This is a genomic window from Labrys neptuniae (assembly GCF_040797145.1).
Lineage (GTDB): Bacteria > Pseudomonadota > Alphaproteobacteria > Rhizobiales > Labraceae > Labrys > Labrys neptuniae.
In genome coordinates, this window is the sequence record NZ_JBFNQD010000026.1 from 20521 (window position 1) to 34730 (window position 14210).

Annotated in this window: 15 protein-coding genes; 8 read left to right on the forward strand and 7 right to left on the reverse strand. The window is 64.6% G+C overall.

Translation table 11 applies throughout. From position 1 onward, the window contains the following. Window position 1: 1 nt before the first annotated feature. From ABXS05_RS32860 to ABXS05_RS32870, 3 genes are read left to right on the forward strand one after another with little or no spacing between them, the layout of a single operon-like run. The gene (locus ABXS05_RS32860) at window positions 2-736 is read left to right on the forward strand and encodes an amino acid ABC transporter ATP-binding protein (RefSeq protein WP_367626801.1); all 735 of its coding nucleotides are present in this window, start codon (window positions 2-4) and stop codon (window positions 734-736) included. 8 nt (window positions 737-744) lie between these two features. Continuing rightward, the gene (locus ABXS05_RS32865) at window positions 745-1662 is read left to right on the forward strand and encodes an isoaspartyl peptidase/L-asparaginase (protein WP_367626802.1); all 918 of its coding nucleotides are present in this window, start codon (window positions 745-747) and stop codon (window positions 1660-1662) included. Between the two features lie 19 nt (window positions 1663-1681). Continuing rightward, entirely contained in the window at window positions 1682-2473 is a 792-nt protein-coding gene (locus ABXS05_RS32870) for a transporter substrate-binding domain-containing protein (protein WP_367626803.1), read from the forward strand. An 11-nt stretch (window positions 2474-2484) separates the two neighbouring features. Here ABXS05_RS32870 and ABXS05_RS32875 read toward each other — a convergent pair whose 3' ends face one another. Then, window positions 2485-3474: a LacI family DNA-binding transcriptional regulator gene (locus ABXS05_RS32875; protein ID WP_367626804.1), complete on the reverse strand. Its 990-nt coding sequence runs from the start codon at window positions 3472-3474 to the stop codon at window positions 2485-2487. A gap of 194 nt (window positions 3475-3668) precedes the next feature. Here ABXS05_RS32875 and ABXS05_RS32880 point away from each other — a divergent pair, with 194 nt between their 5' ends. Both ABXS05_RS32880 and ABXS05_RS32885 read left to right on the forward strand, forming a co-directional pair. Then, entirely contained in the window at window positions 3669-4577 is a 909-nt protein-coding gene (locus tag ABXS05_RS32880; RefSeq protein ID WP_367626805.1) for an ROK family protein, read from the forward strand. Further along, entirely contained in the window at window positions 4574-5296 is a 723-nt protein-coding gene (locus tag ABXS05_RS32885) for a copper homeostasis protein CutC (RefSeq protein ID WP_367626806.1), read from the forward strand. Before ABXS05_RS32880 ends, ABXS05_RS32885 begins: the two co-directional genes overlap by 4 nt. Before the next feature lie 51 nt (window positions 5297-5347). Here ABXS05_RS32885 and ABXS05_RS32890 read toward each other — a convergent pair whose 3' ends face one another. From ABXS05_RS32890 to ABXS05_RS32905, 4 genes are all read right to left on the reverse strand, one after another. Next, window positions 5348-6946, reverse strand: a complete 1599-nt coding sequence (locus ABXS05_RS32890) for an inorganic phosphate transporter (RefSeq protein WP_367626807.1) — start codon at window positions 6944-6946, stop codon at window positions 5348-5350. A gap of 111 nt (window positions 6947-7057) precedes the next feature. After that, a complete protein-coding gene (locus ABXS05_RS32895) occupies window positions 7058-7405 on the reverse strand; it encodes a tetratricopeptide repeat protein (protein WP_367626808.1) in 348 nt (115 codons plus the stop codon). 182 nt (window positions 7406-7587) lie between these two features. Next, the gene (locus tag ABXS05_RS32900) at window positions 7588-8616 is read right to left on the reverse strand and encodes a tetratricopeptide repeat protein (protein WP_367626809.1); all 1029 of its coding nucleotides are present in this window, start codon (window positions 8614-8616) and stop codon (window positions 7588-7590) included. A 172-nt stretch (window positions 8617-8788) separates the two neighbouring features. Then, entirely contained in the window at window positions 8789-8941 is a 153-nt protein-coding gene (locus ABXS05_RS32905; RefSeq protein WP_311944146.1) for a hypothetical protein, read from the reverse strand. 143 nt (window positions 8942-9084) lie between these two features. On the opposite strand from ABXS05_RS32905, the gene ABXS05_RS32910 reads away from it, so the two are divergent. The 3 genes from ABXS05_RS32910 to ABXS05_RS32920 all read left to right on the forward strand — a co-directional run bounded on the left by ABXS05_RS32910 (window position 9085) and on the right by ABXS05_RS32920 (window position 11598). Further along, on the forward strand, window positions 9085-10395 hold the full coding sequence (locus ABXS05_RS32910) for a DEAD/DEAH box helicase (protein ID WP_311944148.1): 1311 nt from the start codon (window positions 9085-9087) through the stop codon (window positions 10393-10395). Window positions 10396-10432: 37 nt separating this feature from the next. Next, on the forward strand, window positions 10433-10714 hold the full coding sequence (gene infA, locus ABXS05_RS32915; protein ID WP_068294521.1) for a translation initiation factor IF-1: 282 nt from the start codon (window positions 10433-10435) through the stop codon (window positions 10712-10714). A 206-nt stretch (window positions 10715-10920) separates the two neighbouring features. Further along, a complete protein-coding gene (locus ABXS05_RS32920) occupies window positions 10921-11598 on the forward strand; it encodes a class II aldolase/adducin family protein (RefSeq protein WP_311944150.1) in 678 nt (225 codons plus the stop codon). 72 nt (window positions 11599-11670) lie between these two features. Here the strand turns inward: ABXS05_RS32920 and ABXS05_RS32925 are convergent, their stop codons facing one another. Together ABXS05_RS32925 and hslU are read right to left on the reverse strand one after the other, a co-directional pair. Then, window positions 11671-12474 carry a MetQ/NlpA family ABC transporter substrate-binding protein gene (locus tag ABXS05_RS32925; protein WP_311944152.1) on the reverse strand — a complete coding sequence of 268 codons (804 nt, stop codon included), beginning with the start codon at window positions 12472-12474 and terminating at the stop codon, window positions 11671-11673. Between the two features lie 378 nt (window positions 12475-12852). After that, a complete protein-coding gene (gene hslU, locus ABXS05_RS32930) occupies window positions 12853-14154 on the reverse strand; it encodes an ATP-dependent protease ATPase subunit HslU (protein ID WP_367626810.1) in 1302 nt (433 codons plus the stop codon). Between the last annotated feature and the right edge of the window lie 56 nt (window positions 14155-14210).

Consider the following 14210-nt stretch of genomic DNA (forward strand, 5'->3'; position numbering starts at 1 on the left):
CGTGCTGAAAGTCGAGAAAGTCTGCAAGGATTTCGGCGCACATAGGGTGCTCGACGGCGTGGACCTCGCCATCGAGCCGGGGCAGGTCGTCTCCGTGCTCGGCTCGTCCGGTTCGGGCAAGTCCACCCTGATCCGCTGCATCAACGGGTTGGAGAGGCTCGACGCCGGCCGCATCACCATCGACGATTTCGACGTGTCCAGGCCGCGCGACCTCGTCGAGGCGCGCAAGCGTTCGGCGACCGTGTTCCAGCTCTTCAATCTCTATCCGCATCTGACCGTGCTGCAGAACATCACCCTGGCACCGCTGGAAGTGCTGCGCCAGGCTCGGGCGGAAGCCGAGCACCGCGCTATCGTCCTGCTGGAGCAGGTCGGCATGGGCGACAAGGCGGGTGCCTTTCCGGCCCAGCTCTCGGGCGGCCAGCGCCAGCGTGTCGGCATCTGCCGGGCGCTCGCCATGAATCCGCGCTATCTCCTGCTCGACGAGGTGACGAGCGCGCTCGATCCGGAAATGACCGCCGAGGTCCTCACCATTCTGGCCAAGCTCGCCCGCACCGGCACCACCATGCTGTTCGTCACCCATGAGGTGGAATTCGCCCGGCGCATCTCGGATCGCATCGTCTTCCTCGAACATGGAAGGTTGCTGGTCGACCTGCCGACGGAAGCCTTTTTTGCTCCCGAAGTCGGGCGCGACCATCCGCGCATCGCGCAATTCCTTTCGAAAATGCGGAAAGATTAGGCTCCATCATGCTGCTCCTTGCCAATGCCGAAGCCTGGCCTGGATTCCCGCTCGCGGTCGAGATGCTGCGGGCCGGTGCCGATAGCCTCGATGCCATGGTTGCCGGCATCGGGCAGGTCGAGGCGGAACCGCGCGTGCGCAGCGTTGGCTATGGCGGCTGGCCCAACATGCTTGGCGTAATGGAATGCGATGCCGCCGTGATGAACGGCACCACGAGGGAGGTGGGGGCGGTCGGCGCCGTGCCCGATACCATCCCGGTCGCCGCCTTGGCCCAGGCGGTGATGCAACGCCTGCCCCATGTCATGCTGACAGGAGCGGGCGCCCGGCGCTTTGCCAGTGAAATCGGTTTCTCCGTCGATGAGGTGCTGATCGACGATTCCAGGCGCGTCTGGCGCGAACGCCTCGAAGTCGAGCTCGAAGCCGAGCAGCTGGCTCGCTTTCCCGATATACCGCTCGCGCCTTTATCGCATGCGATCACAGATCCGGAGCGAGTGAGGGATACCACCGTCTTTCTCAGCACCGACGCAAGGCGCGGTAGCCACACGGCGACCTCGACCTCGGGCTGGGCCTGGAAATATCCGGGCCGCCTCGGCGACAGCCCCATTCCCGGCGCCGGCTTCTATGCCGACAGCCGCTACGGCGCCGCCGCCTGCACCCATACCGGCGAGATGACCATGCGCTGCGCCACCGCGCGCACCATCGTGCTCGCCCTCAAGCTTGGCCGCTCGCTGCGCGAGGCTGTCGATCTCGCCGTGGAGGAGCTCGCCGAGCTCCGCGAGGGCTTTCTCGGCGGCGTGGTCATCCATGCGGCCGATGCCCAGGGCCGCCACGAGGTTGTCAATTTCCGCTGCGAGGGCGAGATCCGCTACTGGCTGTGGGACGATACCATGGCCGAGCCCGAGCTCCGGCCAGCAAGAACAATCTGACAGAGGGGAGTGCACAATCATGAAGAAGATTCTGTCTGCATTATTGGGATTGGCGATCGCCGCCTGCGCCGCCCTGCCGGCATTTGCCGGCAAGCTCGACGACATCCGTTCGCGCGGCAGCGTGCGCATCGGCGTCTCGCTGGGCGGCGAGCCGATCGGCTTCCGCGATGCCCAGAACAATCCGGTCGGCTACGACGTCGACGTCGCCAATCTTCTCGCCGAGAAACTGGGCGTACCGGTGGAATTCACCGATGTCTCCGGCGACGCCCGCATTTCGATGCTGGTCTCCGGACAGCTCGACATCGTGGTCGCCAATACCTCGGCCACGCTGGAACGGGCGAAGACGGTGAACTTCTCCATTCCCTATAACCGGGCGGGCCTACGCATCCTGGTGCAGGCCGATGCCGGCATCACCAAGCTGGAAGATCTCGGCGGCAAGTCCGTGGTGGTGGGGCGCGGCACCACCGGCGAAAGTTTCCTCAAGAAGGCGGTGCCGACCGCCAATCTCGTCTATGTCGACCAGTTCGCGCCCGATGGCGTGCTGCAGCTCCAGCAAAAGCGCGTGGATGCGGCGATCGAGGATTCATCCCTACTCGACTATCTCGCCACCAAGAATCCCTCGCTGGTCACACTGCCGGGGCTCTATTCCAACGATCCCATCGGCATTGCGGTGGCCAAGGGCGATCCCGAATTCGTGCGCTGGCTCGACATGTTCGTGTCCGACTATATCCAGTCCGGCGCCTATGAGGCCAATTACAAGAAGTGGTGGGGCGAGAAGGCCAATCCGCCCAAGCTGACCCCTCTTTGGTGAGGGGGCGGCTATCACCCCGTCAGGCGTGGCACGTAGCGGGTCGGCACCAGCTCCGGCGCGAACGTGCCTTCGCCGGCCGGCGGTTCGTTGAGCAGGCGCAGCATGCGGGCGACGTAGGCGGCCTTGTCATAGCCGATCGAGGAGATCGGATAGGCTTCGAAATCGAGCAGCGAGAGATTGTCGAAGCCGTAGAGGCGGAAGCGCGCCGGCCGATTGTCTGGAAAATCCGTCCGAAAGACGTCGAGGATGCCCATCGCCATGGCATCGGAGGTGCAGAAAACGGCGTCGGGCTGGCCACCATCGAGCAGACCCGGTGCCAGGGCGTGGCCGGAACGATAGGAATAGTCGCCCTGCCAGGTTCGCAGCAGCTGGATGTCGTGGAACTGGAAGGCTCGGCGATAAAGGCCGATGCGCGCCTGCTCAACCAGGGAACTCGCGCGCCCGGTGACAAGGCTGGCACGCTTCACGCCCTTCGCGGCGGCATCCGCGACAGCCTGGCCGATGCCGACGGCCTCGTCCGGGATGATGGCGGGCGAGCGATGATCGTGGCGTCCGTTGAGCATGATCACCAGATCGGAGCGGAACATGCGCCTCACCGTCGCGGCATCGGCGAAATCGGAGAATACCAGGGCGGCGTCGACATGATAGGCCACGCCCTGGCGCAGGAATTCCTCGACCTTGTCGGTAGAGCCGACCCGCACCAGGATGACCTGCCGGCCGCCCGCCTGGATCTCGGCCAGCAGCAGATCGAACAGATCGAGGTCGGAAAGGTCGTGAATGTGGTTGACCAGGACGGCGACGAGATTGACGGTCTTGGTCGTCAGGCTCTGTGCCAGGAGGTTGACGCGGTAGCCGAGTTCGGCGGCAGCGGCCAGGACGCGGTCGCGCTTGTCACCGGACACCGGCCGCTTGGAGGCGGAGAGTGCGCGCGAGGCGACGGCCCTGGAAACGCCGGCAAGCGCGGCCACGTCGCTGATGGTCGGTGCTGCCTTGCGCCTCATGCGGCCTTATAAGCTCCTCCAAAGCGTTTTGCGATTTGGCGGCGTGGCCAAGAATCGCAAAGACGCGTCGAACCAAAGAGTCAGAGCAACGCAGCGTCGGTGTGTAAACGCGCTTTGCTCCATGGGAGTGCGAAATCATAGCTGACGCCACGCCCTAATACAGGAAACAACGGTTTGGAAGGTCCCTTCTGTCAATGACGATCTGCTTCGACATCGGCGGCTCCGCCATCAAGGCGGCCATCGCCTCGCCGCGAGGCGAGATCAGGCCCTTTGCGCGGGTTGCGACGCCGCTCGGCGATTTCGAGGCCTTCGTAGCGGTGCTTGCGGATCTGAGGCGGCAAGGCGGAGCCGGGGATGTCATCGCCTTGTCCATCACCGGCGTCGTCGATCCCCGCAGCGAGATCATCACCTGTGCCAACATTCCCTGCATCGATGGGCGGCGGCTCGCTCCCGACCTGGCCGAGCGGCTTGGCGTGCCTGTGCACGTCGCCAACGATGCCGATTGCTTTGCCCTCGCCGAAGCCGTGAAGGGGGCCGGGCGCGGGCATCGCATCGTCTTCGGCATCATCATCGGCACCGGCATCGGCGGCGGCCTCGTCATCGACGGGCGGATCCTCGCCGGGGCTGGCGGTTTTGCGGGCGAGTGGGGGCATGGACCGGTCGCGGCGACCGAGGCGGGCGATCCGCCGGTCGCGATTCCACGCTTTGCCTGCGGCTGCGGCCAGAAGGGCTGTGTCGACACGGTGGGGGGCGCGCGCGGCCTCGAGAGGCTGCATCGCCACCTCACCGACGAGGAGCGCGACAGTACCGAGATCATCGCGGCCTGGCGATCCGGCGATGCCGCCGCGGCGCGCACGGTGGCCTGCCAGGTCGATCTCGTCGCCTCCCCCCTGGCCTTGGCCGTCAATATCGTCGGCGCCGATATCGTGCCGGTCGGCGGCGGCCTCGCCAGCGTGCCGGAACTGATATCAAGGCTGGACGAGGCCGTACGCCGCCGAATCCTGCGGCGGACCGCCGGGCCGCTGCTGGTGCCGAGTCTTCTGGCGGCGGAGCCCGGATTGATTGGCGCGGCCCTCTTGGCCCATCAGGGAGAACGCGCATGACGGCCCTGCTCGAAGTCTGCGTTGCCGACGCCTATAGCCTGGAGGCCGCGATCGAGGGTGGCGCCGATCGCATCGAACTGTGCTCGGCGCTCGAGCTTGGCGGATTGACGCCGTCATCAGGCCTGATGCGCTTGGCGGCGCAGGCACCGATCCCTGTCTATGCCATGGTCAGGCCGCGGGCCGGCGACTTCGTCTTCTCGGTCCGGGAAGGCGAACTCATGCTGGCCGATATCGAGGCGGTGGGTGGAGCGGAGCTCGCCGGGGTGGTGCTGGGCGCCTCCTTGCCCGATGGCGGGCTCGACGAGGCCCTGCTGACGCGCTTGCGCGGACAGGCGCGAGAGCTCGGCAGCACGCTGCATCGCGCCTTCGATCTGGTGCCGGACCGGCATGCGGCGCTGGAGACGGCCATCGCGCTCGGCTTCGAGCGCATTCTGACGTCGGGAGGGGCGCTGACCGCATCCGCGGGGCTGGACGAATTGGTGCGCCTGCATCGGGCAGCCGGCGGCCGCATCGGCATCATGCCGGGCTCGGGATTGACGCCGGCCAATATTGCCGCGCTGCTGGCGGCCCTGCCCGTTGTCGAAGTGCACAGCTCCTGTTCGGCTGCCGGGGAACCCTGGAGCGCCGATGCCATTCGCCTCGGCTTTGCGGTGGGCGGGCGGCGCCAGACCCAAGTCGAAATGGTCCGCGCTTTCCGCGCGGCGATGTCGTCGGTCTAAAAAGAAATGGCCGCCCGAAGGCGGCCATTCCAGCGAACGGGATGCGCCGCTTTAGATGATCTGGCGTAGCACCACGAAGAGCACGAAGGACAGGGCCATCGAAGCGGGCAGGGTAAGCACCCAGGCCATGATCAGGTTGCGGACTGTCGACATCTGCAGCCCCGTGCCATTGGCCGCCATGGTGCCGGCGACACCCGACGACAGCACATGGGTGGTGGAGACCGGCAGGCCGAGATAGTCGGCAGCGCCGATCGTCGCGGCCGCGACGATCTCGGCCGAGGCACCCTGGCCATAGGTCAGGTGGGTCTTGCCGATCTTCTCGCCGACAGTCACCACGATGCGCTTCCAGCCCACCATGGTGCCGAGGCCGAGGGCCAGGGCGATGGCGACCTTCACCCAGGTCGGGATGAACTTGGTCGTGTTGTCGGTGGCCACGTGATAGGTCTTGATCGTCTTCAGATCGGCATCCGACACCGGCAGCAGCTTCTTGGAATCGATCAGCTTGAGGGCTTCGCCGATCAGATACATGTCGTTGCGGGTGTTGGAGACCAGTCCCGCGGGCACCGCCGCGGCCGAGCCGTAGGGCGAGAGCTGGGAGGTGGTCTGTTCGATGAAGATCTTCAGGGCCGGCGTCGTCTCGTCGCTCCAGTTGCGCGTGCGCACCGTCTCGGCGACCTTGGCCTTGGCATCGGCAGGAGCAACCGTCACGCCCGGCTTGATGTAGTTGCCCAGCACCGAACCGGCTGCGGTCGACGCAGCCTTGTAGGTCTCGAGATAGTTGATGTCGGGCGTACGATTGAGGGCGAAGGCGGTGGGCACCACGCCGATCAGGATCAGCATGATCAGGCCCATGCCCTTCTGGCCGTCATTGGAGCCATGGAAGAAGCTGACCAGCGTGCAGGTCAGGATCAGCAGGCCACGGATCCAGAGCGGTGGCGGGTTGTTGCCCTTCGGCTCGACATAGAGGGCCTTGTTGCGCACCACGGTTTTCATCAGGAGCAGCAGGGCGCCGGCCAGGAAGAAGCCGAACAGAGGCGAGATCAGCAGCGACAGGCCGATATTCTTGGCCTGGGACCAGTCGACGCCGCTGGTGGCGGAGCCCGCCGGCGCCAGGAACTGGTTGGCGAGGCCGACGCCGATGATCGAACCGACCATGGTGTGCGAGCTGGAGGCCGGCAAGCCGAAATACCAGGTGCCGAGGTTCCAGACGATGGCGGCGATCAGAAGTGCGAACACCATCGCCAGGCCCGCACTCGAACCGACCTGCATGATCAGTTCCACCGGCAGCAGCGAGATGATGCCGAAGGCTACCGCACCGCTCGCCGTGAGCACGCCGAGGAAGTTGAAGAAGCCCGACCAGATCACCGCGAATTCAGCGGGAAGCGAATGGGTGTAGATCACCGTCGCCACCGCATTGGCGGTATCGTGGAAGCCGTTGACGAATTCGAAGCCGAGCGCAATCAGCAAGGCGAGGCCGAGCAGGATCCAGGGCACGGCCACCGCGCCGGTAAGATCGGCGACCAGCGCGTAGCAGACATAGCCCAGGCCCCCGAGCAGGATCAGGGCGATCACGATATTGGGCAGGTTGCCGAGAGAGCTTGGCCTGTCGAGCGGATGACCGCTTCTTTGGCCCGATGTAACGTCCGTCATCTCCAAAACACCCCCGTGTTTCCATGGTCTGGCGACCCTTAGGCGGGGTTCGTGAAGCTTAGATGACAAAATGTTAATCTGGCGCCGCGGGTACGGAAGAAGAGGGGCCCATCAGGCCTCTTTCGCGGGGGGAAACACCTGCCGGCGCCAGAGCAGCTGTACGGCCCGGTCGAAATCGGCAGTGGCCTTGTCGAAGGCGCCGAGCTGGCGATGCACGATGCTGCGCTTGAAGAGGGCATCGGCATGGCCGGAGTCGAGCGCGATCACCCTGTCATAATCGGCGATCGCCTGGGGAAAGGCCCGTTTGTGGTGATAGGCGAGAGCCCGTTCGTACAAGGTGTCGACGGCGTCGGGCTTGCGATCGATGGTCTGGCTGAACTCGGCGATGACCCTGTCGAGGTCCCGGTCATCGGACCTTGCCGGGCCGGCATCGGCTGGCGTGGTTTCGGATTCGGACATGCTGACGGAACGCCCTTGCATCTCGGTGGCACCTACCGGGAGTACGGCGAAGCCCTCCTTCATCCGCCGCAGGGTCCCGAGTCACGCTCGAAAAAATCTGAGTGTATATGAACAGCAACGTTAGGGAATGTCCATGACGTTGCGTTAGAGGGCCGAGGACGAAATTTGCAGCTTGAACGCTCTCAGTTCCGTAGGCGCTCGAGGGCCAGCTTGCGTCCCGCGATGGCTTGCGGCAGGCCGGGCTTGAGCTGCAGGGCACGATCGTAGTCGGCCAGCGCACGTTCGAAATCGCCACGTTTGCGATAGGCGCCTGCCCGGTTGAGAAAGGCCAGCGCATTGCTGCCGTCGAGCCCGATGGCCCTGTCGAGATCGGCGATGGCACGCTCGACGTCGTCGGCATTGGCGTAGGCGGTGCCGCGATTGTAGAGCGCCTGCGCATTGTTCGGTGCCAGGCCGACCGCCAGGCTGTAGTCGGCGATCGCCTTGTCGAGCGCGCCCATATGGTGATGGGCCGCACCCCGGCCGAGCAGGGCCGCGACATTGTTGGGCCTCAGGCGCAGGGCCGCGTCATAGTCGGCCACGGCGCCGCTGTAATCGCGGCGATGGTCCTTGGCGATGGCCCGGTTGAAGAAGGCGGACCAGTCCCGGCCGTCGAGCCCGATGGCCCTGTCGAGATCGGCGATGGCGCCGGCATCGTCGCCCATGAGGCCGTGGACGGCACCGCGCAGGCGCAGCGCTTTGGCATGGCGCGGATTGAACTTCAGCGCACGGTCATAGTCGGCGATGGCGAGATCGAACTCCCGGCGGCTGGCCCGCGCATAGCCCCGCGAGGTCAGGGCCAGCACATGCTTGGGATTGAGCCGGATCACGCTGTCATAGGCGAGGATGGCCTGTTCGAGATCGCCCTGGCGTCCATAGAGCCCGGCAAGGGCGTAGAATCCGTCGGGATTGCGTGGATCGAGCAGCGTGGCCTGGCGCAGATCCTCCAGAGCCCGGGCCGGCTGCTTCTTCGCGGCATAGGCACTGCCGCGCGCGATCAGGGCGACAGCCCTGGCCGCGTCGTTGACGCCGCTGAGATCCACGATCGAGGTGCAGGCGATGATGACGCGATCAGGCGCACCCTGGCGGCAGGCCTTCCAGTCGAGAGGGCTGGCGGGACCGTGTGGATGAAGCGCCAGGAAGGCCGGGACCAGGGCTTTGAGAGGCAGCATCGTGAAGTCGCGATGAGGCGATAAACGTGGTTCCCATCTATAGGCTCGATCGTCTGCGGGGCAAATGGTTGCAAGCGGGCATTGGCCCTTGTTTTGTGCGGTCCTCGGGGGAGGGAAGGGCAGGCAGGAACGCCCACAATTGCCAGAAAGGCGTTTTGCTTGGCTCGAATGTTCATGCGATACGGCGTTTGTTTGCTTTTTCCTTGACTTTGCGCTGCAAAAAGCGCAGCAACCGCGTGTAACGACCGCTCGGGGGTTCGCGCGGCGCGCTGGTTTTTGGCTTTTTGAGAAGCAGCGCCTCATCCCCGGCCGTCCCCAACAACATTCCGCTGCTCCCATCCGCGCGTGGGTCGCGATATCGCCGTACCGTTTCATCATGCCATTGCGGCTGAAGACGGGCTGTGATCGCGGACCCGGACGGTGGCCGCGCTGCCGTCCGATCGACGAGCGTGGCATGAAGGATTTGATGTGACTTCCGAAGTAACTTTTGCAGCGCTCGGCCTTGCCGAGCCGCTTTTGCGTGCGCTTGACGCCGCCGACTACCAGAACCCCACCCCGATCCAGCACAAGGCGATTCCCGCTCTCCTCGAAGGGCGCGACATGATGGGCCTGGCGCAGACAGGCACCGGCAAGACGGCCGCCTTTGCGCTGCCGATCCTGCAGCGCCTGTCGAAGTCGCGCCATGGCGCCGGCCCCAAGGGCGTGCGCGCCCTCATCCTGGCGCCGACGCGTGAGCTCGCCATCCAGATCGACGAGAGCTTCCGCACCTATGGCGTGCATATGGGCTTTCGCATTGCCGTGATCTTCGGCGGCGTCAGCCAGGGCCCGCAGGTCAAGGCGCTCGCCGACGGCGTCGACATCCTGGTCGCCACGCCCGGCCGCCTGCTCGACCTGCAGCAGCAGCGCAAGGTCCGCCTCGACAAGGTGGAGATCCTGGTGCTGGACGAGGCCGACCGCATGCTCGATATGGGCTTCTCGCGCGACGTGCTCAAGATCGTCGACGAGACGCCGCTGGAGCGCCAGTCCCTGCTGTTCTCGGCCACCATGCCGAAGACGATCAAGAAGCTCGGCGAGGAGATTCTCCTCAACCCGGTGCATGTGGAAGTGACGCCGGAAGTGGTGACGGTCGACAAGATCGACCAGCATGTCTACCACGTGCCGGCCTCGGTGAAGCGCTCGCTGCTCCTGCACCTGCTCAATGATCCGGCGATGAGCCGCGTCATCGTCTTCACCCGCACCAAGCACGGCGCCAACCGCGTTTCGGGCCATCTCGACAAGGCCGGCATTCCCTCGGCGGCGATCCACGGCAACAAGTCGCAGAATGCCCGCCAGAAGGCGCTGGAGGATTTCCGTTCGGGTTCCACGCGCATCCTGGTGGCGACCGACATCGCCGCCCGCGGCATCGATGTCGACGACATCACCCATGTCATCAATTTCGAGATGCCGGTGGATGCGGAAAGCTATGTGCACCGTATCGGCCGCACCGCCCGCGCCGGGCGCAGCGGCATCGCTTATTCGTTCTGCGATCCCAATGAGCGCGACGAGCTCAAGGCGATCGAACGCCTGACCAAGAAGCCGCTGATGGTGGCCGCTCCGGTGCAGGGGCTCGAAGCCGATCAGAAGCACGGCGAACGTGGTCCCCGCCACCCGCATCAGGGCAAGCCGAACGGCAAGCCCCGGAACAACAACGGGCAGCAGGAAAAGTCTCATTCGGGCCAGCCGCGTTCGGGGCGTTCGCGCCGTCCGGGTGGCCGCAACAATCAGCGTCGCGCCGCCTGAGGGCGCGGCCTTTTCATTCCCTCAATAGGACCTGCACATGGCAAAAGAAGAACTGATGGAATTTGAAGGCGAGGTTTCCGAAGTGTTGCCGGACGCCCGTTTCCGCGTGAAGCTCGACAATGGCCACGAGATGATCGCCTACACGGCCGGCAAGATGAAGAAGAACCGCATCAAGACCATCGAGGGCGACCGCGTCACCGTCGAGATGTCGCCCTACGACCTCGACAAGGGACGTATCATCTTCCGCCACAAGGACGAGCGTGCGTCGTCCGGGCCCCGTCCGCCGCAGCGCGGTGGCGGCAATATGCGCCGCCGCTGATCGGGAAGGCGGGTCTTCGGGCCCGCCCGCTCAGGCGCCTTCAGCCTGGGAGCACCGGGTTGGTGTGCCGGTCTCCTCAGCTCCATGTGATGGAGCGAGACCGGCCGGCTTCCCGCGCTCAATATCGCTCATTCGACAATTTGGGCTTGCCACCCCCCGCCCTTCTTCCGCATCGATGGCACAGCCTCGAATCCGGAAGATCCAATATGAGCCAAGACGATCCGCGCAAAGACGAACTCGACCTGCGCCGCGCCATCATCGACAAATGCCGCTGGATGAATGCCAACGGCCTCAACCAAGGCACCTCCGGCAATATTTCGGCCCGCTGCGGCGACCGCATGCTGATCACGCCTTCGGCCATCCCCTATCACGAGATGGAGCCGGAGATGATCGCCGCCATGCCCTTCGAGGGCGAGTATGGCGCCTGGGAAGGGCCGCTGAAACCCTCGGTGGAATGGCGCTTCCATTTCGATATCCTCAAGGGCCGCCCGGATGCTGGGGCCGTGGTGCATACCCACGCCACCTGGTCCACCATCCTCGCCATTGCCCATAAGCCGATCCCGGCCATCCACTACATGATCGCGGCCTTTGGCGGGCCCGACATACGCTGCGCGCCCTATGCCCGCTACGGCTCGGAGGAATTGTCGCGCTTCGCCCTCGAGGCCCTGGAGGGCCGCAATGGCTGCCTGCTCGCCAATCACGGCATGATCGCCGTCGGCTCCAGCCTCGACAAGGCAATGTGGCTGGCCCATGAGCTCGAAACCCTGGCCAAGCAATATTACCACGCCCTTCAGATCGGCGGCGCGAACATCCTGCCCGACAGCGAGATCGCGCAGGTGGTCGAGGGCTTCAAGAGCTACGGCCTGCAGGACAAGAAGCCATAGACTTCGCAGCCTCTGGAAGCGCCGGCGGGGTGCGTTCGGAAGAACGAAACCCTGCCCTGCGATGCCCGGGGCTCACCAGGTCGGCACATAGGCGCCCTTATATTTGGCCAGGACGAAGTCCCGGACCTCGGGCGAGCGATAGGATTGCGCCAGGAGCGGCACCCAGGGCTTGTCCTTGTCCGCGGCACGCACGGCAATCAGATTGGTGTATTGCGGCTTGAGTTCTTCCAGGATCAAGGCCTGCCTGGTCGGGTCGAGGCCCGCGGTGACGGCATAATTGGCATTGACGGCTGCGGCATCGACATCGTCGAGGGAGCGCGGCGTCTGGGCGGCGTCGACCTCCAGGAAGTGCAATTGCTTGGGATTGGCGGTGATGTCGGCGACGATCGGCTTGTAACCGACGCCGTCCCTGAGGCTGATCACGCCCTTGTCGCGGAGCAGGAGAAGGGTGCGGCCGCCATTGGTCGGGTCGTTCTGGATGGCGATGGTGGCGCCGTCGGGCACCTCGCTCCAGGCTTTGTGCCGGCGCGAATAGACACCCAGGCGCGAATTGATGATCGGGGCGATGCCGACGATCTTGTAGCCGCGGTCGGCGATCTGGTTGTCGAGATAGGGCTGGTTCTGGAAGGCATTGGCCTCGATTTCCCCGGCGTCGAGCGCCGCATTGGGCACGACATAGTCGGAGAATTCGATCACCTCGATGTCCAGGCCGAGCTTGGCGGCGACGGGCTTGGCCGCTTCCAGGGTTTCGGCCATCGGTCCGGGCGTGGCGCCGACTCGGATGCGTGTCGATGAGGCGAGGGCGGCTGCCGGCGCGGCGAGCAGGGAAGCGGCAGCCAGCGTCAGGACGGAGCGGCGGTTCAGGGAAGAGGGCATCGATCGGTCTCATTGAGGAATGGGTCGATGCGATGGTAGGGAAATTAACTCATTAAATCCATAAAAATTATATACTATATGACTGCATTATTCCCCAATTCATTGAGAATCGATCCGAAGTTGGTGCAACCAGCCTTCTCTACGAAGTGGGCTTTGCATTGCATTTCTGAAAGAAATGCATGGGGTGGCCTCGCAAAGCGAGGTCGGAGGGGGCGGGCAACGCAATAGTCATTGAAGGCTCGCACAACGGTCGCGCAAGCTCGTTGTGCGGTGAGTGCTGCCCGCCACATCATCCGACCCGGCTCCGCCGGGCTACCTTCCCCAGTTGCGCTGGAGAAGGTAGATCGCGCCTCTTCCTGCGCGGGCGAAACCTGATCCTCAGAGGATGAACTGGCTGAGATCGGTGTTTTTGGCGAGGTCACCCACCGTCTTCTGCACATAGTCGGCGTCGATCGTCACTTTCTCGCCGCCCTTGTCGGGCGCGGTGAAGGAGATCTCGTCGAGGATGCGTTCCATCACCGTCTGCAGCCGGCGCGCGCCGATATTCTCGACGGTGGCGTTCACCTGCACTGCGATGGCGGCGATGGCATCGATCGCCTCGGGCGTGAAGCTGAGCTCAAGGTTCTCGGTGCCCATCAGCGCCACATATTGCTTGATCAGGCTGGCTTCCGTGTCGGTGAGGATGCGGCGGAAGTCGTCCTGGGTCAGCGCCTGCAATTCGACACGAATCGGCAGGCGACCCTGCAACTCGGGCAGGAGGTCGGAAGGCTTGGCGACATGGAAGGCGCCCGAGGCGATGAAGAGGATGTGGTCGGTGCGAACGGCGCCGTGCTTGGTCGACACGGTGGTACCTTCGATCAGCGGCAGGAGGTCGCGCTGCACGCCCTCGCGACTGACATCGGCGCCACCGCGGTTCTCACGGGCGCAGATCTTGTCGATCTCGTCGAGGAAGACGATGCCGTTGTTCTCGACCTGGCGGATGGCTTCCTGCACGATCTGGTCCTGGTCGAGCAGGTTGTCGGCCTCCTCCTGGATCAGCTGGTCATAGCTGTCGCGGACCGTGGTGCGCTTGGTCTTGGTGCGCCCCGAAAAGGCCTTGCCGAAGATGTCGCCGATCGAGACGACGCCCATCTGGCCCTGCGGCAGACCAGGCAGCTCGAAGGACGGCGAGGAAGTGTCCTTCATCTCGATCTCGATTTCCTTGTCGTCGAGCTCGCCGGCGCGCAGTTTCTTCTGGAAACTATCGCGGGTCGCCGGGCTCGCCGTCGCGCCGACTAGGGCGTTGAGCACGCGCTGTTCGGCGGCCAGATGCGCCTTGGCCTGGACTTCCTTGCGCTTTTCGGCCTTCACCAGTGCTATGCCGATATCGATGAGATCGCGTACGATCTGTTCGACGTCGCGCCCGACATAACCGACCTCGGTGAACTTCGTCGCCTCGACCTTCAGAAAGGGCGCGTTGGCGAGCTTGGCGAGACGGCGCGAAATCTCGGTCTTGCCGACGCCGGTCGGCCCGATCATCAGGATGTTCTTGGGCATCACCTCTTCGCGCAGCGTCTCGTCAAGCTGCAGGCGGCGCCAGCGATTGCGCAGGGCAATGGCGACGGCGCGCTTGGCGTCGTGCTGGCCGACGATGTGGCGGTCGAGTTCTGAGACGATTTCGCGGGGGGAGAAATTGGACATAGGCACTCGGGAGGAAGGGTAAAGCTGCTACATAATGGCTGAAACGCGAAAATCCA